At 64.9% G+C, this 22,785-nt stretch carries 23 protein-coding genes; 11 read left to right on the top strand and 12 right to left on the bottom strand.

Annotated features, from left to right (window positions below):
- From C100_RS44785 to C100_RS44770, 4 genes are all read left to right on the top strand, one after another.
- On the top strand, positions 1–748 hold a 748-nt coding region (locus tag C100_RS44785), incomplete at its 5' end, for a penicillin acylase family protein (protein ID WP_024021696.1).
- Between the two features lie 9 nt (positions 749–757).
- Complete coding sequence (locus C100_RS44780; protein WP_024021695.1) at positions 758–1,435, top strand: DUF969 domain-containing protein; 678 nt, start codon at positions 758–760, stop codon at positions 1,433–1,435.
- Positions 1,432–2,370, top strand: a complete 939-nt coding sequence (locus tag C100_RS44775) for a DUF979 domain-containing protein (protein WP_031310223.1) — start codon at positions 1,432–1,434, stop codon at positions 2,368–2,370. Before C100_RS44780 ends, C100_RS44775 begins: the two co-directional genes overlap by 4 nt.
- Positions 2,367–3,356, top strand: coding sequence for a DUF2891 domain-containing protein (locus C100_RS44770; protein ID WP_024021693.1), 990 nt, complete (start codon positions 2,367–2,369; stop codon positions 3,354–3,356). The genes C100_RS44775 and C100_RS44770 overlap by 4 nt, the downstream gene beginning before the upstream one ends.
- Positions 3,357–3,360: 4 nt before the next feature.
- On the opposite strand, the gene C100_RS0125380 is transcribed toward C100_RS44770, so the two are convergent.
- The 8 genes from C100_RS0125380 to C100_RS44735 form a co-directional block, all read right to left on the bottom strand.
- On the bottom strand, positions 3,361–4,077 hold the full coding sequence (locus C100_RS0125380; protein WP_235219138.1) for a winged helix-turn-helix domain-containing protein: 717 nt from the start codon (positions 4,075–4,077) through the stop codon (positions 3,361–3,363).
- A complete protein-coding gene (locus C100_RS44765) occupies positions 4,031–5,020 on the bottom strand; it encodes a sulfotransferase (RefSeq protein WP_024021692.1) in 990 nt (329 codons plus the stop codon). Before C100_RS44765 ends, C100_RS0125380 begins: the two co-directional genes overlap by 47 nt.
- A complete protein-coding gene (locus C100_RS44760) occupies positions 5,020–6,165 on the bottom strand; it encodes a glycosyltransferase family 4 protein (RefSeq protein ID WP_024021691.1) in 1,146 nt (381 codons plus the stop codon). The genes C100_RS44765 and C100_RS44760 overlap by 1 nt, the downstream gene beginning before the upstream one ends.
- Positions 6,158–7,393 (bottom strand): hypothetical protein, encoded by a 1,236-nt coding sequence (locus C100_RS44755; protein WP_052028387.1) that lies wholly within the window; start codon positions 7,391–7,393, stop codon positions 6,158–6,160. Before C100_RS44755 ends, C100_RS44760 begins: the two co-directional genes overlap by 8 nt.
- Before the next feature lie 166 nt (positions 7,394–7,559).
- Positions 7,560–8,399, bottom strand: a complete 840-nt coding sequence (dapD, locus tag C100_RS44750) for a 2,3,4,5-tetrahydropyridine-2,6-dicarboxylate N-succinyltransferase (RefSeq protein ID WP_024021689.1) — start codon at positions 8,397–8,399, stop codon at positions 7,560–7,562.
- On the bottom strand, positions 8,396–9,067 hold the full coding sequence (locus tag C100_RS44745; RefSeq protein ID WP_024021688.1) for a pyrimidine 5'-nucleotidase: 672 nt from the start codon (positions 9,065–9,067) through the stop codon (positions 8,396–8,398). The genes dapD and C100_RS44745 overlap by 4 nt, the downstream gene beginning before the upstream one ends.
- Positions 9,068–9,141: 74 nt before the next feature.
- On the bottom strand, positions 9,142–10,020 hold the full coding sequence (locus tag C100_RS44740; RefSeq protein WP_024021687.1) for an LOG family protein: 879 nt from the start codon (positions 10,018–10,020) through the stop codon (positions 9,142–9,144).
- 96 nt (positions 10,021–10,116) lie between these two features.
- Positions 10,117–10,797, bottom strand: a complete 681-nt coding sequence (locus C100_RS44735) for an extensin family protein (protein WP_024021686.1) — start codon at positions 10,795–10,797, stop codon at positions 10,117–10,119.
- Between the two features lie 161 nt (positions 10,798–10,958).
- Between C100_RS44735 and C100_RS44730 the strand changes: the two genes are divergently transcribed.
- From C100_RS44730 to C100_RS44720, 3 genes are all read left to right on the top strand, one after another.
- Complete coding sequence (locus C100_RS44730) at positions 10,959–12,119, top strand: phosphoserine transaminase (RefSeq protein WP_024021685.1); 1,161 nt, start codon at positions 10,959–10,961, stop codon at positions 12,117–12,119.
- A gap of 126 nt (positions 12,120–12,245) precedes the next feature.
- Entirely contained in the window at positions 12,246–13,826 is a 1,581-nt protein-coding gene (serA, locus tag C100_RS44725; RefSeq protein WP_024021684.1) for a phosphoglycerate dehydrogenase, read from the top strand.
- 140 nt (positions 13,827–13,966) lie between these two features.
- On the top strand, positions 13,967–15,115 hold the full coding sequence (locus C100_RS44720) for an ATP phosphoribosyltransferase regulatory subunit (RefSeq protein ID WP_024021683.1): 1,149 nt from the start codon (positions 13,967–13,969) through the stop codon (positions 15,113–15,115).
- On the opposite strand, the gene C100_RS44715 is transcribed toward C100_RS44720, so the two are convergent.
- Positions 15,112–16,005, bottom strand: coding sequence for an alpha/beta hydrolase (locus tag C100_RS44715; protein ID WP_084625512.1), 894 nt, complete (start codon positions 16,003–16,005; stop codon positions 15,112–15,114). The two genes, C100_RS44720 and C100_RS44715, sit on opposite strands and share 4 nt — an antisense overlap.
- 227 nt (positions 16,006–16,232) lie before the next feature.
- Between C100_RS44715 and C100_RS44710 the strand changes: the two genes are divergently transcribed.
- Entirely contained in the window at positions 16,233–17,522 is a 1,290-nt protein-coding gene (locus C100_RS44710) for an adenylosuccinate synthase (RefSeq protein WP_024021681.1), read from the top strand.
- A gap of 5 nt (positions 17,523–17,527) precedes the next feature.
- Positions 17,528–17,710 carry a hypothetical protein gene (locus tag C100_RS44705; protein ID WP_024021680.1) on the top strand — a complete coding sequence of 61 codons (183 nt, stop codon included), beginning with the start codon at positions 17,528–17,530 and terminating at the stop codon, positions 17,708–17,710.
- On the opposite strand, the gene C100_RS44700 is transcribed toward C100_RS44705, so the two are convergent.
- Positions 17,697–19,028 (bottom strand): dicarboxylate/amino acid:cation symporter, encoded by a 1,332-nt coding sequence (locus tag C100_RS44700; protein ID WP_024021679.1) that lies wholly within the window; start codon positions 19,026–19,028, stop codon positions 17,697–17,699. The two genes, C100_RS44705 and C100_RS44700, sit on opposite strands and share 14 nt — an antisense overlap.
- A gap of 144 nt (positions 19,029–19,172) precedes the next feature.
- Here C100_RS44700 and C100_RS44695 point away from each other — a divergent pair, with 144 nt between their 5' ends.
- Complete coding sequence (locus tag C100_RS44695; RefSeq protein ID WP_031310217.1) at positions 19,173–20,057, top strand: bestrophin family protein; 885 nt, start codon at positions 19,173–19,175, stop codon at positions 20,055–20,057.
- A 20-nt stretch (positions 20,058–20,077) separates the two neighbouring features.
- On the opposite strand, the gene C100_RS44690 is transcribed toward C100_RS44695, so the two are convergent.
- Positions 20,078–21,409, bottom strand: a complete 1,332-nt coding sequence (locus tag C100_RS44690; protein ID WP_024021677.1) for a dicarboxylate/amino acid:cation symporter — start codon at positions 21,407–21,409, stop codon at positions 20,078–20,080.
- A gap of 180 nt (positions 21,410–21,589) precedes the next feature.
- The gene (pdxH, locus tag C100_RS44685) at positions 21,590–22,165 is read right to left on the bottom strand and encodes a pyridoxamine 5'-phosphate oxidase (RefSeq protein ID WP_024021676.1); all 576 of its coding nucleotides are present in this window, start codon (positions 22,163–22,165) and stop codon (positions 21,590–21,592) included.
- A gap of 140 nt (positions 22,166–22,305) precedes the next feature.
- Between pdxH and C100_RS44680 the strand changes: the two genes are divergently transcribed.
- Positions 22,306–22,785: DnaJ domain-containing protein (locus tag C100_RS44680; protein WP_024021675.1), on the top strand; the 480-nt coding region annotated here is incomplete at its 3' end.

Here is a 22,785-nt window from a genome sequence, read left to right as displayed (position 1 = left end):
GGCGGCGGGCCGCGACTATACGCTTGATACGCTCACCGCCGCCGCATTCGACAGCTATCAACCCGCCTTCACCCGGCTGCTCCCTGCCCTGATCGCCGCATGGGACGGGTTGCCGGCGGGCGACGCACGCAAGGACGCACTGGCCGGCCCGATCCATGCTTTGCGCGGCTGGGACTATCGCTGGGGCCTTGATTCCGTGCCCAACAGCATCGCCTGCCTGTGGGCGGAGGATTTGCGGCAATGGACGCTTGCCGAAACGCAAGGGACGCCGCGCACCCTCTATGATCGCATGACCCTGGCCCCCGCCGAGGTGAAATTGCGGCTGCTGGCCGCTGTCGTCACGCGACTGGAACAGGATTTCGGGCGCTGGAAGACGCCTTGGGGGACCATTAACCGGCTGCAACGGCTGACCGGCGCCATTACCCAGACGTTCGACGATCAGGCGCCCAGCATTCCCGTGCCGTTCAGTTCGGCGCGCTGGGGTTCGCTCGCCTCTTTCGGCGCGCGCGCCTATCCGGGCACGCGCAAATGGTATGGCACCAGCGGCAACAGCTTCATCGCGGCGGTCGAATTTGGCGACCGGGTTCGTGCCAAAGCGGTCAGCGTAGGCGGCGAAAGCGGCGACCCTGCTTCCCCCCATTTCAACGACCAGTCGCAACTCTACGCGCAGGGCAAGCTGCGCCCGGTCTATTTCTATCCCGACGAACTGGCGGGCCATGTCGAGCGCCGCTATCGGCCGGGGCAGTAGGACAAGCGCATGTGGGTGTTGCTGGGCATTGCCGTCATCGTCGCCGGATTTCTGCTGCGCTTCCATCCGTTGCTCGTCATCCTCGCTTCGGCAATCGTCACCGGCCTTGCCGCCGGTCTCGACCCACTGACGATCCTCGCCGCGTTCGGCAAGGCCTTCAACGAAGCGCGCTATGTCAGCATCATCTGGATCGTGCTGCCGGTCGTCGGCCTGCTGGAAGCCTATGGCTTGCAGGAACGGGCACGGGGGCTGATCGCGAAGATGCGCGGCGCGACGGTGGGGCAGTTCCTGGCGGGCTATATGCTGCTGCGACAGGGCCTGGCGGCGGTGGGTCTGACATCGGTGGCGGGCCATGCCCAGACAGTGCGCCCGCTGGTGGCCCCCATCGCCGAGGCGGCGGCCGAGGCGCAGGCCGGCGGTCTGGACGATGACGGGCGCGACGAGGTGAAGGCCTGGGCGGCGGCGACCGACAATATCGGCCTCTTCTTTGGCGAGGATATTTTCCTCGCCATCGGGTCGATCCTGCTCATCAAGGGACTGCTTGAGCAATATGGCATCAGCCTGGAGCCCCTCCAGCTTTCTGTCTGGGCGATCCCGACCGCGATCGCCGCCTTCCTGATCCATGGCTTTCGGCTGTGGCGCCTCGACCGGCGGCTGAAACGCCGTGGCGGGAAGGGCGCACCATGATCACGCTGCATTGGGTCTATGCGCTCGCGGGCGCGGTTTTCGCGGCCTTCGCTCTACTTGGCGCGCGTGATCGCACCAATCCGCGGCGCTGGACGACGGCGGCCTTCTGGGCGCTGCTGTCGCTCAGCATGTGGGCGGGCGATGCGCTGGGCGACCTGGGCAATGGCGTGCTGCTGCTGGGCCTCGTGGCGCTGGCGGGGCTGGGTGGCATGGGCCGGGGCCAGGGGCCAGTGCCCGACGCGGTGCGGCAGGAGCGCGCGGCGCGCCTGGGCAACCGCCTGTTCGTTATCGCGCTCATCATTCCGGCGACGGCGTTGGCGGGCACATTCCTTTTCAAGCAGGCGCCTGCCTGGTTCGATGGGAAGCAGGCGACGCTGATCGCGCTTGCGCTTGGCGTCCTGATTGCCTCTGCCGTCGGGTGCCTGTGGCTGCGCGCCGCGCCGGTCGAGCCATTGCAACAGGGCCGGCGCCTGATGGACTCGGCCGGCTGGGCGGCTATCCTGCCGCAGATGCTCGCCAGCCTGGGCGCGGTGTTCGCGCTGGCGGGGGTCGGTGACGTCGTGGGCCAGATCGTCAGCATGGCCATTCCGCAGGGCAGCCTCTTCGGCGCTGTCATCGCCTATGGCCTGGGCATGGCGCTCTTCACCATGGTCATGGGCAATGCCTTCGCCGCGTTTCCAGTGATGACCGCCGCGATCGGCCTGCCGTTGCTGATCCGCACCTATCATGGCGACCCGGCGATCGTCTGCGCGATCGGGATGCTGGCCGGTTTCTGCGGGACGCTGATGACGCCGATGGCGGCAAACTTCAATCTCGTCCCCGCCGCCCTGCTGGAGCTGAAAGACAAGCATGGCGTCATCAAGCGGCAGGTCGGCACCGCCATCCCGCTGCTCATCGTCAACATCCTTCTCATCTATTGGCTGGCTTTCCCATGACGCTCCTGAGCCAAGACATCGCCAGCCGCTTCGCCGCGCTCACCCTGTCTCATCTCGGGCGCGAATATCCCTTCAAGATGGATCTGGTGCTGAACGGGCCGGAAGACGCGCGGGCGCCATCCGAGCATCATCCGATCTTCCACGGCAGTTTCGACTGGCATAGCTGCGTCCATGGCTGGTGGCAGGTGATGCGGCTGATGCGACTCTACCCCGCGATGGCGGAGGCGGCCGCGATCCGGCAGCGGGCGGACATGATGCTGACCCCGGAAAGGATCGCGGGCGAATGCGCCTATCTCGACCGGCCGATGAGCGCCGGGTTCGAACGGCCCTATGGCTGGGCCTGGCTGCTCGCACTGCACAGCGAACTGGCGCGGCATGATGCGCCCTGGGCCGCGGCGATCGCGCCGCTGGCCGCCGCCTTCGCCGCGCGCTTCCATGACTTTCTGCCCAAGCTCACTTATCCGCTCCGCGTCGGCACGCATTTCAACATCGCTTTCGCGCTGATCCATGCGCATGACTGGGCGCAGGATCGCGATCCTGCGCTGGCGGCCCTTATCGAGGAAAGGGCGCTAAGCTGGTTCGGTCAGGATCGTGCCTGCCAGGCGTGGGAGCCGGGAGGCGATGAATTCCTGTCCCCGGCCTTGTGCGAAGCGCTGCTGATGAGCCGGTTGCTCGACCAACCCGCTTTTTCCGCCTGGTTCCACCAGTTTCTGCCCCGTCTGGCGCAGGGCGAACCCGCAACCTTGTTCACGCCGGCGATCGTGTCGGACCGCAGCGACGGCAAGATCGCGCATCTCGACGGGCTGAACCTCAGCCGCGCCTGGTGCTGGCGCGGGATTGCCGCTGCGCTGGGGCCGGCCGATCCCGTCAGCCTGCTGGCGCGACAGGCGGCGGGCGTGCATCTCGATGCCAGCCTGCCCCATGTGGCGGGCGACTATATGGGCGAACATTGGCTCGCCACCTTCGCGCTGCTGGCGCTGGAATGACGGCTCAGTTCGTCACGGCGTGGACGAACATATAGCCTTCGTTGCGGATCGTGCGGATGACGGGGCCTTTCAGGCCGCCGGCCGACAGTTTGCGCCGCAGCCGGCATAGCTGCACGTCGATCGAGCGGTCGAAATGCTCGCTCGCATCGCCATAGACCTGGTCCAGCAAATGGCTGCGATCCAGCACCTGGCGCGGATGTTCGACGAACACGCGCAGCAGCTGGAATTCACCCTCCGACAGCGGCACCGACCGACCGGCGTCATCGAAAAGCTGTCCGGTCTCCAGGTCGACGCGCCACCCCGCAAAGCGGATCGTCGGCGATGCGGACTGGCGCTCCTGCACCCGGCCGCGCAGCGCGGCGCGGATGCGCGCGAGCAACTCGCGCGGGTGGGCGGGCTTGCGCAGACAATCCTCGACGCCAAATTCCAGGGCGGCGATCCGCTCCGCCTCCTGACAGGCGGTCGAATGGAGAATGACCGGCAGGCGGTGATCACCGATCAGTTCCCGCAGCAGTCCTGCGGCGTCGGATGGCTGCACCAACGGGTCGAGGACGACCAGCGCATAGTCGCGGCGCGTCAGCATGATGCGCATTTCGGCGGGCGTCGCCGCGCCGTCCGCGGCATAGCCATAAGCGGAAAACTGATCGGCCAACCGGGCCGTCAGCGCGGCGTCGTCATCGACAATGAGCAGGCGTCTGTGGAGAGCGATCATCGTCGCCATGACGCTGCCGCCAGCGCAAAACCGTCCCTGATCGGTCCGCTTCATCCTGCCAGCGCAGCCGGACGGCCAGCATGGCTTCATCCGGGGCATAATAAGCGCGCAGCCGATGGCGGAGCACCGAGTCGATCAGGTCATCGGTCGTCAACGGCCGTCCAAACCAGCCCGATGCGTTGGCTCGCCGCAGCAGGCGGCGGCTAAGGCGATACCAGCCGGGAATGTGGATCAGCCAGCTCTTGTCGGCCACGGCCCGGCGGGTGAACAGGTTCATGGCCCGCGCCATCCGCAGCAGCGGCCGGCTGAGCGAAGCATTGCGCGCGCGCCAGTCGATTTGCGCCAGGTCGATGTCCAGCCCCAGACGCGCGGCATAGGCGGCCGCAAAGCCGCGTGGATCGGCGCGAAAATGCTCGTAGCGAAAGACATGGACCCGTTCGGGGCCGAACAGCGCATCATAGTGGGCGATCAGCCGGATGTAACCGAAATGGCCGAGGCAAAAGCCCGGCGGCTCGTCGCGCTCGGGCGCCACAGGGCTCAGCCGCTCACGCCCGAACAGATAGCGGCGCAGGCCGAAAGTGCCGCCGCCCTTCACATATTGCAGCCAGGCCGATACGACGGCCGACAGCGGGTCACGCACGAAAATCACGATCTCTGCATCGGGCAGCGTTCGCGCGATCCGATCCGCCACATCCTTGGACAAATTGCCGGCAAGGCCGCCATTATGCAGTCCCCCGCTCAGATTCTCCTCGCACAGGATGATGTCGTCCGCCGCGTCGCCCAGCGTTCGACGCGCCTCCGCAGGATCGAAATGCAGCGCGCCTGAAGCCAGGAAGGCGGCGCGGGCGGTGACGCGGGGCAGGTAGCGGCGATTGCGGACGCGTGGATAGAAACTGTCCTGAAACCAGGTCGTGCCGGTCTTGTGATAGCCGATATGAACGATCGCGCCCATCAAGCGGCCTGTGCCAGCGCGGCGCCGGGCAAGCCCGCATGGTCGCCCTCACCCAGGCAGAAACGGACATGCCGGTCCCAGGACAGATTGCTCGCCGCCCAGGCCCTGGCCCGCTCGCCGACGCGAAGGCAGAGCGCGGGGTCGCTCACCAGCAGGTCCAGTGCCGTGCGGATCGCATCGATCGATCGGCCATCCACCACGAAGCCGGTCACCCCATCGCGCACCAGTTCCGATGGCCCCCCGTCGCGGCCGACGATGCACACCATGCCCTGCGCCATGGCGTCGGCGACCGACAGGCCGAATCCCTCGATCTCCGCGCCGTCCTCCAGCGCGATCTGGGGATGGAGGAAAATATCAGCATTCCGGTAGGATGCGGCCAGTTCCTCCGCCGATACATAGCCTGCCATCGTCACGATGCCCGCAAGACCGCAATGACGGATCGTCTCGCGCACGCGGACGGAATCGACGCCGCGCCCGACGATGCTGTAGCGCAGTCGCGCGCGCGCTTGTGCGGTGCCGGCGACGGCACGCACCGCCGCGCTCATATTCTTGCGCGCGACCAGCCGGCATACGCTCAGCAATTGCGCGCCGCCTTCGCGTCGGGCGAAGGGGGTGGGGGCGCGCTCGGCGGGCATCACCACGCCGTTCCACGCCGTGACGGTGCGATCGTCGAGCGTTGTTATCCGGTCGAGCAGCAGGCCGCGCGTCACTTCGCTCACCGCGACGATGCGCTGCGCCCGGCCAAGCGTCAACCGAAGCAGCAGGAAGGCGAGGCCGCGTGGCCGCCCGACCTCACGGCCATGAACGGTGACGACCAGCGGTCGCGGAAACAACAGCGCGGGCAGCGCCGCACGCCAGGTGCAGGCGTGAATGAGGCTTGGCCGATGCCCGCCGCCCCACGCGGCGAACATGGCCCGGAACAGGCGCCAATAGACCGTCAGCATCGACGCGACGCCGACATCGATCAACTCGATGAGGCCGTCCTGCACGCGGCGCGGCCCGGCCGAGCTTTTGGCGAAAATGGTGACGCGGCGGCCTTGCGCGGCATAAGCGCGGCCGACTTCCCGGGCATAGGTCTGCACGCCGCCTTCATCCGGTTCGTAGACGCGGGCGACCAGCCAGATATGCGAAAGCGGCTCAGCCACGGGCAAGCTCCAGATGGGACAGATTTTTCGGTGCCGCGGTATCGGACTGGCGGTCGGCGGAGAGATAGGCGGCGAGCGCCCGCGCCGCGCGCACACCGGCGCGTTCGCTGCCTTGGTCGAACGTGTGGGCCACACCTTGGCGCTGGGCGGCCTCATAGGCGGCGTGCGTCGCGATCGCGCTCGCCGCCGCATCGACGATGCCCTGCGCGCTCTCCAGTACGGGTCCATAATGCCAATGGCCGTAGCTGCGGTCCTCCTGCCAGTTGGCGCGGTGGGCGTTGACAAACAGGCAGGGGCGGGGCCGGGCGAGATATTCGTAGACCTGGCTGCTGACGTCGCCCAGATAGAGCGAGGCCATATGGACATAGCGCATGTCGATGCTGGCGGGGCTGCCGAGGTCGATATGGATATGGGGCAGCCGCGCAAGATCGGCCAGCCGTCGTTCCATCGCTTCCCGGCGTGCACGATTGCCGAACAGGCGGATATGGGGCGCGACGATCAGGTTGAACCGATCATCCCGTGCGAATTGGCGAATAATCTTTTCCCCCATGGCGGGCCATGATGACAATTTGGCCGAAAAATGGGGATTATAGAGTATGATCGGCCGGTTTTCGGGAAACAGCCGCTGCGGTTTGCCGTGATGCTGGGTGAGGTCGAATTTGCTGTAGCCGGCGATCGCATAATGGCCCTCTCGGATCAGCCCTTCCGCCAACATGCGCCGTCTTTGCTTTTCGCCGGCCAGCAGCACGAAGTCGAACCGCGCGATCCGCCGGTCATAACCGACCGCCCGGTCGCCCGCGCCGTGGCAGGTATGGATGAAGCGCGCGCGCGCCAGGCCGAGGCGTTTGAGCAGCAATGATGTGCGCTCCGGCACGACGATGGCGTCATAGCCTGCCAGTTGGCGACGGGCGGCCAGCAGCACGGCCAGCTTTGGCGGGATCGAGGCACCGATGACGCGCGTGAGCGCATCGATCCAGCCTCCGCCGCAGCGCAGGAAGCGGATCGGCCCGGCGCTGCGCGCGGCGGCGATGTCGCGGGCAAGGGCCAGATGGTCGTTCGTCGCGGCCATGACATCGACCGCGAAACCGGGATCACGCGACAGCTCGATCGCCACCGGCAGGGCGTGGAAGAGCTGATGCATCTGGGCGTTGAAGAAGAAGCAAAGCCGTTGCGGTGGGCGCTGCGTGAGCGACGCGGCCTCGCTGTGGACGAACCAGGGGCGTCCCATATTGTCCTCCATGGATGCGAAAGTGCCATGAAGGATGCAGCCCGATTATCGCGGGCGGATTTCAGCGTGCGTCAGTGGAGGAAAGGCTTGCAACAAAGCGGTCATGATCGGCCGTGACGGCGCAACAAAGCGCCGCCACGACGGTAATTTGACCTTATGAAAAGGATCAGTCGCGCAGCAGTTCGTTGATCCCGGTCTTGGAGCGGGTCTGCGCATCGACGCGCTTGACGATCACGGCGCAATAGAGGCTGGGACCGGGCGTGCCGTCGGGCAACGGCTTGCCGGGCAGGCTGCCGGGAACCACGACCGAATAGGGCGGCACTTCGCCGATGAAGACTTCGCCGGTGGTGCGATCGACGATCTTGGTCGACATGCCGATGAAGACGCCCATCGACAGCACAGACCCCTTGCCGATGCGTACGCCTTCCACGACTTCGGAACGGGCGCCGATGAAGCAGTCGTCCTCGATGATGACCGGGTCGGCCTGGAGCGGCTCCAGCACGCCGCCGATGCCGACGCCGCCCGAAAGATGGACATTCTTGCCGATCTGCGCGCAACTGCCCACCGTCACCCAGGTATCGACCATCGTGCCTTCATCGACGAACGCGCCGATATTGACGAAGCTCGGCATCAGGATGACATTCTTGGCAATGTGCGCACCCGCGCGGGCGAAGCTGCCCGGCACCGCGCGGAAGCCTGCCGCGCGGAAGGCGACTTCGTCCCAGCCGGCAAACTTGCTCGGCACCTTGTCCCACCAATGGCCCGCGCCCGGACCATTGTCGATCATGACATTGTCGTTGAGGCGGAAGGACAGCAGCACCGCCTTCTTTGCCCACTGGTTGACCTGCCAGCCATCGCTCGTCGGTTCCGCAACGCGCAGTTCGCCCTTGTCCAGCAGCGCCAGCGCCTTGTCGACTGCCTGGCGGACATCGCCCTGGGTCTGAAGATTGACGTTGGCCCGATCCTCCCAGGCGGCGTCGATTGTGGTGATCAGGTCTTGGCTCATGCTGCTTCCCCAATGATGTCGGCCAGAAATGGCGTCAGATGGTCGGTTTCAAAGTCGATGAAATCGGGATGATGGTCATGATTGCCCGCTTCCGATCCGTTGTTGACCCAGATGGTGGTCATGCCGATCGCCTTGGCGGGGCGCAGGTTGCGGGCCATATCCTCGAAAAAGGCGGCGCGGGTCGGATCGACCCCATGGACGTTGCACAGGTCCGCATAGCCCTTGGGATCGGGCTTGGGGATATATTCGCAGGCGTGGATGTCGTGGATCAGTTCGAACGCATGGGCCAGCCCCAGCCGATCCAGCACCCGCCTGGCATAGGCGGCGTCGCCATTTGTGAAGATCAACCGGCGGCCCGGCAGCGCGGCGATCAGCTTGTTCAGTTCATTGTCGATTTCCAGCCGGTCCATCGAGATATCATGGACATAGTCGAGAAATTCGCGCGGTTCGATGCCATGATGATGCATCAGGCCCGACAAGGTGGTGCCATGCTCCAGGAAATAGCGCTTCTGCGTCTGCCGCGCGATCACCGGGTCGCAGCCCAGCAGGCCCTGGATGAACTCGCCCATTTTCACGTCGATCAGGGCGAACAGGTCCGCCTTCGCCGGGTAGAGGGTATTGTCCAGATCGAAGATCCAGGTGTCGACATGGGTCACATCCGCGCGCATGGGCCGCGCCCTAATCCGCTGCGGGGACAAGCGCAACCTTCGCTCGCCTCAACCACGCCGACGCCGTGGCGCGATCAGCCGCAGACGGGCGCGTCGCTATCCTCGTAGAAAGCCTGCACCGCGGCCCAGCCTTCTTCGGCGGTCTCGACCCAGGTAAGCAGGTCCAGATCCTTGTGCCCGATCACGCCTTCGTCCGCCAGCGCCTCGAAATCGACCACGCGGTTCCAGAAATCCCTGCCGTATAGCAGGATGGGGATAGGCTTCATCTTGCCGGTCTGGATCAGCGTCAGCAGTTCGAACATCTCGTCGAACGTGCCGAACCCGCCGGGAAAGACCGCCAGCGCTCGGGCGCGCAGCAGGAAATGCATCTTGCGCAGCGCGAAATAGTGGAACTGGAAGCTCAGCTCCGGCGTGACGAAACGATTGGGCGCCTGCTCATGCGGCAGGACGATATTCATGCCGATCGTCGTCTGGCCGACATCCTGCGCGCCGCGATTGGCCGCTTCCATGATCGACGGGCCGCCGCCTGAGCAGACGACAAAATGGCGGCATCCCGCCTCATTCACCGGATATTGCGCCGCTATGCGCGCCAGCTTGCGCGCTTCCTCATAGTAACGGGCCTTGGCGCCCAGTTTCTCGGCGATCCGCTGCTGTTCGGGCGTGGTCGCGGCCTCGATCCGCGCCTGGACCTGGTCAGGCTCTGGAATGCGCGCCGAACCGTAGAAGACGAAGGTCGATTCGATTCGCGCCTCGTCCATCAGCAGCTGGGGCTTCAACAGTTCCAGCTGGAAACGGACCGGACGCAGATCCTCGCGCAGCAGGAATTCCGCGTCCTGGAAGGCCAAGCGATAGGCCGCGCTCTGCGTCTGCGGGGTGCCGGTCTGCTTGGCGGCTTCGTCCGCCTCTTCACGGGCCGGACGGAATTTACGTTCTTCAATTTCTTTTCTTGTCATCAAGGCCAATTAGGCATCGAGGATGACAATGCCAAGACCGCTTTGGCGCAAAAGCGCGCCATGGGGCCGGCGAATGGCAAAAAGCGCCCCGCCGCCTTAGCGGCAGAAGCCGCCCCGCCCGCCCATGTCGAAATGAAAATGGTCATGATGCGCGGCGTTATAATCCGGGCTGAGCACCGTATTGAAACGCTTGCATGCGCTGGCGTGGATCAGGCTCAGAAACTGGCGCGTCTGCTGGTCGCCATGCCAGCCCTGCTGCACTGTGATGCGGCGCCCGTCGGACAGGACGAAGGCGGATACGTCGATGGCGTTGCTGTGCGCATGTTCGCTCAGCTTGCCGCTGCCTGCGATCGGCCGGCAATTATAGGTGCCGAACGTCTCGATCTTCTCGATCTCCGCGCCCAGGATCAAGCGCGCGGCCGGCTGCACGCCATAGCGCGCCCAGGCGGCGAAATTGGCGGCGAGGTTGCACGTCATCGCGCCCAGGCCAGTCGCCGGAACCCCGATGTCGAGCAGCTTAACGCTGCCGATCGCGCTGCATCCTCCGCCGAAATTCCGGTCGGGCAGGGGGGTGAAGGCAACGGATTGGGATTGCAGCCTTGCGAAACATTGCCGCGTTTCCAGGGCCGGTTGCGATGGCGCGCGAACGGGTTTCGACGCGCGCGCCACCTTTCCACGCGGCACCAGGTCGCCGCCGCATCCCGCCAGTGCCATCATGCCTGCCAGAAGCCCGGCCGTGGCCGCGCCGCGCAGATTGCCCATCGCCCACTTTTCCATGAATCAGGTATTTACCATCGCAATCCTTTACGAAAGTTAACCGGCCACTCGGCTCGTCGTATTGCGACATTCGGCTTGACTCTTTCGCGGCGATCTTTAGGGGGGCCGGCGGGCCACGCGGTCCCAACGCCGCGCGTGCTCTCTGCAAGGAGACGCATTACATGACTGATCTGACTGCCGTTGACGCCACCATTGCGCCTGCTGAAAAGCCCGCTACCCGTCCGGCCCGCCCCTATTTTTCGTCCGGCCCCTGCGCCAAGCCTCCGGGCTGGAGCGCCGACAAACTGAGCACGGACTCGCTTGGTCGCTCGCACCGCGCCAAGATCGGCAAGACCCGCCTCGCTTATTGCATCGACCTGATGCGCGAGTTGCTGAACCTGCCCGACACCCACCGTATCGGCATCGTGCCCGGTTCCGACACCGGCGCCTTTGAAATGGCGATGTGGACCATGCTGGGCGCCCGCCCCGTCACCACGCTCGCCTGGGAAAGCTTCGGCGAAGGCTGGGTGACGGACGCCGCCAAGCAGTTGAAGCTCGACCCCACGGTCATCCGCGCCGATTATGGCCAACTGCCCGACCTTGGCGCCGTGGACTTTTCGAACGACGTGCTGTTCACCTGGAACGGCACCACTTCGGGCGTGCGCGTGCCGAACGCCGACTGGATAGCGGCCGACCGCGAAGGCCTGACCTTCGCCGATGCCACCAGCGCGGTTTTCGCCTATGAGATCGACTGGACCAAGATCGACGTCGCCACCTTCTCCTGGCAGAAGGTGCTGGGCGGCGAGGGCGGCCATGGCGTCCTGATTCTTGGCCCCCGCGCGGTCGAACGCCTCGAAAATCACACTCCTGCCTGGCCCCTGCCCAAGGTTTTCCGCCTGATGGCGAAGGGCAAGCTGGCCGAAGGCGTGTTCAAGGGCGAAACCATCAACACGCCCTCGATGCTGGCCGTCGAAGATGCGATCTTCGCGCTGGAGTGGGGCAAGTCGCTGGGCGGCCTCAACGGCCTGATCGCGCGCAGCGACGCCAATGCCGCGGCGCTGGGCAAAATTGTTGACGAACGCGAATGGCTTGGCCATCTCGCCGTCGATCCCGCATCGCGCTCGACCACCAGCGTCTGCCTGACCGTCGAGGGCGCGGACGAAGCCTTCATCAAGGCCTTCGCCGCCCTCCTGGAAAAGGAAGGCGCCGCCTATGACATCGCTGGTTATCGCGATGCCCCGGCGGGCCTGCGCATCTGGTGCGGCGCGACGGTCGAGACCGCCGACATCGAAGCGCTCGGTCCCTGGCTCGACTGGGCCTATGCCCAGACCAAGGCCGCCTGAACCAAACCATCCCAACTATCCCGTCATCCCAGCGAAAGCTGGGATCTCGGGCCTCTAGGCAGACCCTAGCCGCCCGAGATCCTGACTTTCGTCAGGATGACGAATTGCACAGAAAGGCAATTCGTCATGCCCAAGGTTCTTATTTCCGACAAGATGGACCCCCGCGCCGCTGCGATCTTCAAGGAGCGCGGTGTCGACGTCGACGTTATCACCGGCAAGACCCCCGAAGAACTGATCGCCATCATCGGCGACTATGACGGCCTCGCCATCCGCAGCTCGACCAAGGTCACCAAGGACATCCTCGACGCCGCGACCAATTTGAAGGTCATCGGCCGCGCCGGTATCGGCGTCGACAATGTCGATATTCCGGCTGCATCGGCCAAGGGCGTGATCGTCATGAACACGCCGTTCGGCAATTCGATCACCACCGCCGAACATGCCATCGCGCTGATGTTCGCGCTCGCGCGCCAGCTGCCTGAGGCGAACGCCCAGACCCAGCAGGGGCTTTGGCCGAAAAATGGCTTCATGGGCGTGGAAGTCACCGGCAAGACGCTGGGCCTGATCGGGGCGGGCAATATCGGCTCGATCGTCGCGACCCGCGCGCTCGGCCTCAAGATGAAGGTTGTGGCTTTCGATCCCTTCCTGACCCCCGAACGCGCCGTCGAAATGGGCGTGGAAAAGGCTGATCTGGACACGCTGCTGGCGAAGGCGGACTTCATCACGCTGCACACGCCGCTGACCGACCAGACCCGCAATATCCTGTCGAAGGAAAACCTCGCCAAGACCAAGAAGGGCGTGCGCATCATCAACTGCGCACGTGGCGGACTGATCGATGAAGCGGCGCTCAAGGACGCGCTGGATTCGGGCCATGTTGCGGGCGCCGCGCTGGACGTGTTCGCGACCGAACCGGCGAAGGATTCGCCCTTGTTCGGCACGCCGAACTTCATCTGCACCCCGCACCTGGGCGCTTCGACCGATGAGGCGCAGGTCAATGTCGCGCTCCAGGTCGCCGAACAGCTCAGCGACTATCTGCTCGACGGCGGCATCACCAATGCGCTCAACGTGCCTTCGCTCTCCGCCGAGGAAGCGCCCAAGCTCAAGCCCTATATGGCGATCGCTGAAAAGCTGGGCAGCCTGGTCGGCCAGCTCGAGGGCGACGCGATCACCGGCGTTGCGGTCGAGGTGGAGGGCCATGCCGCCGAACTCAATCAGAAGCCGATCACGGCCGCCGTGCTTGCCGGCCTGATGCGCGTCTATTCGGACACGGTGAATATGGTCAACGCGCCCTTCCTGGCGAAGGAACGCGGTCTCGATGTCCGTGAAGTCCGCCATGACCGCGAAGGCGACTATCAGACGCTGGTCCGCGTGACCGTCACCACGGCCAATGGCGACAAATCGGTCGCCGGCACCCTGTTCGGTCACGCCCAGCCACGCCTGGTCGAACTGTTCGGCATCAAGGTCGAGGCCGATCTCGACGGCACCATGCTCTATATCGTCAACCAGGACGCGCCCGGCTTCATCGGTCGCCTGGGTTCGACGCTGGGCGAGGCGCAAGTCAATATCGGCACCTTCCACCTTGGCCGTCGCGACCAGGGCGGTGAAGCCGTGCTGCTGCTGTCGGTCGATGGCACCGTCACCGAACCGCTGCGCTGGGAAATCTGCAACTTGACCGGCGTGAAGCAGGTGAAGCTGCTGCGCTTCGCTTAACTATCCCAAACACTGACCGTTCGGTTCGAGCAGCTTCGAACCTGTCGGGAAGCGTCGTCGAGACCTGGTTCTCGACAAGCTCGAACCGAACGGCCGATGGGGATGGCCTAACCCCGAAATTACATTAAAGGGCCTGTTCCATGATCATGATCCCGCCAAGCCTCCTCCCGGAGGGCCTGTCCGACCGCCTGCCGCCGCAGGCCGAAGCCTCCGCGCGGCTGGCGCGGCGCGTGCTCGATACGGTGGCGACCCATGGCTATGAACGGGTCATGCCGCCGCTCGCAGAATTTGAAGATACGCTGACCCAGCGCCTCAAATCGATGCGCGCGCAGGATCTGGTCCGCGCCGTCGACCCGGTGTCGCAGCGCAATCTGGCTTTCCGCCCCGACATGACGGCGCAGGTCGGGCGCATCGCCGCCACCCGTCTAGGCGCGGCCCCGCGCCCGCTGCGCCTGTCCTATGCCGGGCCGGTGATCCGCCTGCAAGCGAACCAGCTTCGTCCCGAGCGTGAAAAGATGCAGGTCGGGGCCGAACTGATCGGCAGCGACAGCGTCGCCGCCGCGGTCGAGATCGTCAACGTCGCGATCGAGGCGCTGGCGGCGGCCGGCGTGACTGGCATCACCATCGACTTCACCCTGCCCGACCTGATCGACGCGCTGGCCGCCGATGCCTTGCCGCTGCCGCCCCATGAGGTGGAGGCGGTTCGCACCGAACTGGATGCGAAGGATGCGGGCGGACTGGCGGCGATCAGCCCGGCCGCCGCCGCTTATCTGCCGCTGATCGAGGCAACCGGTCCCTTCCACGCGGCCATGGCGCGGCTGGAGGCGTTCAGTGCCCAGCTTGGCGGCGCGATTGACAGCCGGATCGCGGGCCTGCGCGCCATCGCAAAGCCGATCGGCTGGGACATCACCCTGACGCTCGATCCGACCGAACGCCACGGCTTCGAATTTCAGAACTGGTTCGGATTCTCGATTTTCGCCGAGGGTTTTGTCGGCGAAATCGGCCGGGGCGGCAGCTATGCCATCGCCCGTGCCGATGGAGCCGACGAACCCGCGATGGGCTTTTCGCTCTATCCCGATCCGCTGATCGACGCGGGTTTCGGCGGCGAAAGCCCCCGTCGTCTGTTCCTGCCGCTTGGCCATAACCCGGCGCGTGCAGCAGAATTGCGCGCGGACGGCTGGCACACCGTCGCCGCCTTGTCCGCACGGGAGGATGGCGCGGCGCAGCGTTGCTCGCATTGGCTGGATGGCGCGGAACCGCGCGCTTATGGAGAGCAGGGCAAGGGTTAGCCGAACAGCTTGCCCAACCAGGCGTCCACTATGATCGTCCCCGAATAATCGGGATCGCCCATATGCCGATTAATCTGCATATGTCCGCGCAGGCCGCGCCCGTCGAGGGCATGGACCTCGACCGGCGTTCTGGCCGCCTTCAACGCGGCGGCCAGGGCATTGGCCTGCGCCGTGCCGTCGGCTCGATCGACATGCAGGATGAGAAAGGCGGGCGCATTGGGTTGAGCCGCATGCAATGTCGGCGACAGAGCCTTCTGCCGCGCCGGATCGGTGCCGAACGCCTGTTCATAGGTGCCAGCCATGAACCGGCCGGCCTCTTTCATTTGCGCGGCGACATCATAAGCGGCGCCGTCGAGCGGGATGATGCCCCTCACCGCGTCGGGCTTCAGACCGGCCCTACCGAAATAGCGCATATCGGTGCCGACCAGCGCAGCCAGATGAGCGCCCGCGCTATGGCCCATCACTATGATCCGGTCGGGATCAATGTGTAGCGCGGGCGCTTTTCCGCGCAGAAAAGCGATCGCATCCGCGACATCCTGCGCCTGTTGCTCGACGGTGGCGTCGGGCACGAGGCGATAGTTGATCGAGGCGAAGGCATAGCCCAGGCCGGTATAATGCGGCGCCTTGAACTGACCGGTCGCATTATCCTTGCTGCCCCGTTTCCAGCCGCCGCCATGGACAAAGATGACGAGCGGCACCTTAGCCCCCCGACCGGCCCAGAAATCGAGAGTCTGCAAGGGAGCCTTGCCATAGGCCATGGTCTGCCCACCCGGCATCGTTGCTTGTTCCTCTGCAATGCGCGCGCCCCGTCGTTCATGCGGGCTCTGGGCGTCGGCCGCCCCAGCCGCCAGCAGGAACAGGACGAGAAACAGGGAAAATCGTTCGCGCATCATGTCACCATTTCGATCGCACTCCGATGCATGATCGCTGTAAAAGCGGCCCGGCGTAAAGCCGTTCCACTGTATCAAAGTGTAAGGGGCGTGCCTTGACGCGCCAGCTTTGGGGAGGTAACGCGCGCCCCGCACCGGGCGTTTGCGCGTCCAACTTGATCCCACCGGCATGCCGAGTCCCGTCGAAGGGCATGGCCGGTCCGCGCGGCGGGCGGAGGACTGTATCTGTGGCAAATGTGACCGTGATCGGCGCTCAATGGGGCGACGAAGGCAAAGGCAAGATCGTCGACTGGCTGTCGGAACGCGCGGACGTCGTCGCCCGCTTCCAGGGCGGGCATAATGCCGGCCATACGCTGGTGGTGGGCGAGAAGGTCTACAAGCTCTCGTTGCTCCCCTCGGGCATCGTGCGCGGCACATTGAGCGTCATCGGCAATGGCGTGGTGCTGGACCCCTGGCACTTCCGCGATGAGGTCGCCAAGCTCAAGGGGCAGGGCGTCGAAATCACGCCCGACAACCTCCAGATCGCCGAAACCTGCCCGCTGATCCTGCCCTTCCACCGCGACCTTGACGGCCTGCGCGAAGATGCGAGCGGCGCCGGCAAGATCGGCACCACCCGTCGCGGCATCGGCCCGGCCTATGAGGACAAGGTCGGCCGCCGCGCCATCCGCGTGTGCGACCTCGCCCATCTCGACGATCTCGATCTTCAGATCGACCGTTTGACCGCCCATCATGACGCTTTGCGGGCTGGCTTCAACGAAAAGCCGATTGATCGCGCCGCGCTGATGGCCGACCTGACTGAGGTCGCCGACTTCATCCTGCCCTTCGTCAAGCCGGTGTGGCTGACGCTCAACAAGGCGAAGGCGGAAGGCAAGCGCATCCTGTTCGAAGGCGCGCAGGGCACCCTGCTCGACATCGATCATGGCACCTATCCCTTCGTCACCTCGTCCAACACGGTGGCGGGCACGGCGGCGAGCGGCACCGGCCTTGGCCCCAATGGCGCGGGCTTCGTGCTGGCCATCGTGAAAGCCTACACCACCCGCGTTGGCTCCGGCCCCTTTCCGACCGAACTGGAGGATGACGTCGGCCAGCGGCTGGGCGAGCGGGGCCATGAATTCGGCACGGTCACGGGGCGCAAGCGCCGCTGCGGCTGGTTCGACGCGGTGCTGGTGCGTCAGTCGGTCGCCGTGTCGGGCGTCACCGGCATTGCGCTCACCAAGCTTGACGTGCTGGACGGGTTTGAGGAACTGCAAATCTGTGTCGGCTACAAGATCGGCGACCAGAGGTTCGACTATCTGCCCGCCCATGCGCAGGACCAGGCAAAGGCCGAACCGATTTACGAGACGATCGGCGGCTGGAGTGAAACCACCGCCGGCGCGCGCAGCTGGGCGGAACTGCCGGCACAGGCGATCAAATATATCCGCCGGATCGAGGAACTGATCGGTTGCCCGGTCACGCTCGTGTCCACCAGCCCGGAACGCGACGACACGATCCTCGTCCGCGATCCCTTCGCGGATTGAGGGCGATGGCTGGAGATCGTTTCGAGCGCCACAAGCAGCCCTGGACCCCGGACGAGATCCAGAAGCTGCATACGCTGGCGAAGAAGGGCATGGCCCTGAAAGCCATCGCCAAGGCGCTGACCCGGAGCGAGGAATCGGTGAAAGTCCGAGCCAAGCAGGACGGGCTGTCGATCGCTAAGCTGCGTTGACCGTCTCGTCCTGATCCTCCTTTTCCCCGGCCGCGATCACCGTCGCCGCGACCAGGTCGCCGGTGACGTTGAGCGCGGTGCGGCACATGTCGAGGAAACGATCGACCCCCAGCACCAGGCCGATGCCGGCCGGTGGAATGCCGACCATGCCCAGGATCATCGCCACCACGGGCAGTGAACCGGCGGGAACGCCAGCCGTGCCGACGCCGCCCAAAATGCAGACCAGCATCACCATGACCTGTTGTGTCAGGCTGAGGTCGACGCCGAAAAATTGCGCCAGAAAGAGCACGGTGATGCCCTCGAACATGGCGGTGCCATTCTGGTTGGCGGTCGCGCCGATGGTCAGGACGAAACGGGAGATACGGCGCGGCAGGCGCAGATTATCCTCCGCCACGCGAATGGCGGTGGGCAGGGTGGCGTTGGAGGATGCCGTGGCGAAAGCCATCACCGTCGCCTCCTGCACCGCGGCGAAGAAGCGCAGTGGAGAGCGCCGGGCGAGCAGTGCGATCAGCAGGGAAAAGACGCCGAACATCTGGATTCCCAGCGCCAGCAACACAACGCCGACATAGGCGGACAGACGCACCAGCAGATCCCAGCCAAATTGCGCGGCCAGATTGAACATGAAACAGGCGATGGCGATTGGCGCCAGCCGGATGACCAGGCCGATCAGGCGCATCGTCACCTCGAACAGGCCCTCCATCGCGGTCAGCAGGATGCGCGATTGCTCCGTCTGCACCAGCACCAGCCCGATGCCGAAGAAAAGGGCGAAAACCATCACCGCCAATATGTCGTTGTTCGCCATCGCGCCGATCACATTGTCGGGGATGATGCGAAGCAGCGCATCCATGCCGCTGGGTGTTTCCGCGCCTCGGGCGAGGATGGCTTTCGCCCCCTGACCAGCGTCGGCCAGCATCGCCTGCGCCTGGAGTGGGTCCACCCCGGCCCCCGGCCGCAGCAGGTTGACGAGCAGCAGGCTGAGCGCGACCGCGATGCTGGACACGACCAGCGTGTAGATGAGCGTCCGCCCGCCCACGCGCCGCAGCGATCGCAACTCGCCCATTTCCGCAATGCCCACGATCAGCGCCGACACCAGCAGCGGGATGACCAGCATGAACAGCAGCCGCAGGAAAATCTGCCCGATCGGCCCGGTGACGTAGCGGGTGACGATATCGACCCAGGCGGCATCCCGTGCACCCATATAGGTCGCAAGGCCCAACAGCAGGCCGATCAGAAAGCCGGCCAGCATCTGCCATTGGAGCGAGCGCGCCGCCTTCTTGCGGCTGGCTTCGGCCACGCTGATGGTCGGGTCGCTGGTCATGAAGGCTTCTCCCCGCGCAATCTATGATCAACGAGCCATCGGCAGGCCGGTTGCGTTGACCTAGGATATTTCGTTTCGATACGGCATCAAGGGAGCATTTCCCATCCTGCGCGCGTTGCGCCGGTCGATCCGATGGAGACCCGCATGATCGTCGAACCCGTTCCCAGCCTGCGCCGGATAGCCGCGGAAGTGTGGAAACCGCTCACTATCCTGTTCGTCTGGGACTGCGTGGTCACGATCACTTATTATTTGCTGCCGTTCCGGGCGCCCGAATTGCCGCTCACCATCTTCGGTTCGGCGCTGGCGCTGTTCCTGGGTTTTCGGTCGAACAGCGCCTATCAGCGCTGGTGGGAGGGACGCGTGCTGTGGGGCGCGATGATCAACGCCTCGCGCAGCCTGTCCCGTGCGGCGCGCAACTTCCTGCCTGATCCGCAGGCGCACGATCTGAAGCGGGAGATCGTCAGGCGCCAGATCGCCTATGTGAACGCACTACGCTGCCAGTTGCGCCGCCAGCCGATCGGCGAGGATGTGACGCAATTTCTGGAAGAGCAGGACAAGGGCAAGGCGCTGGCCCGCGCCAATCCGGCCAACGGCCTGCTCGACAGCACCGGGCGGCGGATCGACATGGCGCGGCGCGACGCCATGATCGACACGATCCAGCAGGCGCAGATGGAGGCTGTGCTGATCGACATCGCTAATGCGCAGGGCGGGATGGAGCGGCTCAAGAACACGCCGCTGCCGGTCCAGTACCGGTTCCTGCCGACCATCTTCACGCATATTTTCTGTGTGACGCTGCCCATAGGCCTGGTCGAAACCCTGGGCCTCGCGACGCCGCTGGGTTCGACGGTCGCGGGCCTCATGTTCCTGGCGGTGCTGCGCATCGGCGACGATCTGACCGATCCCTTCGCCGACACGGTCCATGACGTGCCGATGACGGCGATGTGCCGGACGATCGAAATCGATTTGCTGCAATCGATTGGCGACATTGCGCCCGAACCGCACCAGCCGGTCCGGGGCGTGTTGTGGTAGAGTAATCCGAACGACAGCCTTCAGGCCTTGCGCTCTTCCTCGATCATGTCGGGCGCCAGTTCCAGTCCCGCCCGGCCATGGGATGGCGTATGGGTCGGCGCCTTGGGATGGGCCACATATTCCGGCTCCTCGACCTCCAGCATCCCCTCCCATTTGGTGATAACGGACGTGGCGATCGCATTGCCCAGCACATTGGTCGCCGTGCGGCCCATGTCCATGAAATGATCGACCGCCAGGATGAAGGCGACGCCCTCGACCGGCAGGTCGAACTGACCCAGCGTCGCCGCGACGACGACGAGCGAGGCGCGCGGCACGGCGGCGATGCCCTTGCTCGTCACCATCAGCACAAGCAGGATGGTGATCTGGGTCGCGATCGGCAGGTCGATGCCATAGGCCTGGGCGATGAAGATGGTGGCGAAGGTCGCATACATCATCGACCCGTCGAGGTTGAAGCTGTAGCCGAGCGGCAGAACGAAGCTGTAGATCCGACGCGGCACGCCGAACCGGTCGAGCTGTTCCAGCATCTTGGGATAGGCGGCTTCGGACGAGGCGGTGGAGAAGGCGATCAGGATCGGTTCGCGCACATAGCGCACGAGCTTGATCATCCGCTTGCCCAGGAACAGCGATCCGGCGAGGAACAGCAATATCCAAAGGCAGAAGATGGCGATGTAGAATTCACCGACCAACTCGCCATAGGTTTGGAGTACGCCCAATCCCTGCACCGTGATGGATGAGGCGAGCGCGCCGAACACCGCAAGCGGCGCCACCCGCATCACATAGCCCGTCACCTGCAGCATCAGTTCGACCATGGCTTCGATCACGGTGACGATGGGCTTGCCCTTGTCACCGATGGCGGTGAGCGCCACACCCACGAATAGCGAGAAGACGACGATCTGGAGGATCGAATTTTCCGCCATCGCCCCGATCATCGACGTCGGGAAGACATGGAGGATGAAGTCGCGGAAATTGAGCGCTTCGGTATTGACGCCCGACTCCCCGCCCGACCGGACCAGATTGAGGCCGTCGCCCGGCGCGAAGAAATTGACGAAGATCAGGCCCAGGGTCAGCGAAATCAGGCTGGCGATGATGAACCAGGCGAGCGCGCGCCCGCCGATCCGGCCCAGCGCGGCGCTGTCGCCCATATGGGCGATGCCCGCGACCAGCGTCGAAAAAACCAGCGGCGCGATAATCATCTTGATGAGGTGGAGGAAGATGTCGGCGAGCAGGTGGAAATAGCCCGCCACATCCTTCGCCAGCGTCTCGTCGCCACCGACCCAGAGATTGGCCACGAACCCGGTCAGCACCCCCAAAACCATGCCGATGAGGATGAACGCCGTCAGTTTGTTTCGCATCAATATCCTCTAAGGCCGCCCGCGGACGCGCCCCTGCCTTATTTTTACATCTGTCAGGCGACACCTAACAGGCGCATGGCCCACCCGCAATTGCGCGCATCCAGTCGCATGAAGGAAGACGAAGCAGGACCGTCTTTCCGCCCCCGGTTTTTCGGTCCATCCCGGCGCTAACGGTAAATGTCACGGATAGAGCATGGTCTCGCGCCAGCCCGTGGCGGTCGCTTCGAACAGCCGCCGCTCATGCAGCCGATGCTCGCGATCCTGCCAGAATTCGATCCGCTCGGGCGTCACGCGAAAGCCCGACCAGTGCGGTGGACGCGGCACCGGGCCGTCCTCGAAACGGGCGCGCACCGCTTCATAGCGATCCATGAAGACCGTGCGCGACGGCAGCGGCCGCGACTGGTCCGACGCCCAGGCGCCCAGCTGGCTGTCGCGGCTGCGGCTGGCGAAATAGGCGTCGGCGATGCTGTCGTCGACCGGGCCGACGGTGCCTTCGATTCGGATCTGGCGACGCAGCGATTTCCAGTGGAACAGCAGCGCGGCGTGGGGATTTTTCAGCAGCTCGCCGGCCTTGCGCCCTTCGAAATTGGTGTAAAAGATAAACCCGTCCGGCCCATGGCCCTTCAACAACACCATCCGCACCGACGGACGCCCCTGGGTGTCGGCGGTGGCCAGGGCCATGGCGTTGCTGTCATTGATCTCGGTTTCGCGCGCCTGCGCGTACCAATCGTCGAAAAGGGCGAAAGGATCGGTCATGGGCTTGTCCTTATGACCAACCCGGGCAACTGTCGATACGGACTGATCCGATATTGCCGGCGGGCCGCGCTGTCTTGAATGTCGGGCAGCTATCGTCCACATAGTCGGCGAGTGATGCTTTTGTGCAACAGGTAGAGTGAATGGCCGATCCCTATACCACCCTGGGCGTAGCCCGCAGCGCCAGCGAGGCGGAGATCAAGTCCGCCTATCGCAAGCTGGCCAAGGAACTGCATCCCGACCGGAACAAGGATAATCCGAAGGCGGCGGAGAAATTTTCGGCCGCGACCAATGCCTATGACCTGCTGTCGGACAAGGACAAGCGCGCCCGGTTCGACCGGGGGGAGATTGACGCCGATGGCAATCCGACCGCGCCGTTTGGCTTTGGCGGGGCGGGTAATGGCGGCTTTCGCGGCGGCGGTCCTGGCGGCCAGTCCGCGCATTTCGAATTTGGCGAAGGCGGCGCGGATTTCGGGGACATTTTCGAAGGATTGTTCGGCGGCGCGGGGCGTCGTGCAGGGGCCGGGGCAGCGGCAGGTGGGGGCTTTGGCGGTTTTGGCCGGCAGGCGCCGCCGCAAAAGGGCGCGAACGTCGCCTATCGGCTGGCGGTGCAATTCACCGAC

The sequence above is a fragment of the Sphingobium sp. C100 genome (assembly GCF_000508185.1).
GTDB lineage: Bacteria > Pseudomonadota > Alphaproteobacteria > Sphingomonadales > Sphingomonadaceae > Sphingobium.
Note: the sequence above shows the minus strand (reverse complement) of the source record. Positions and strands in the feature narration are given on the sequence as shown.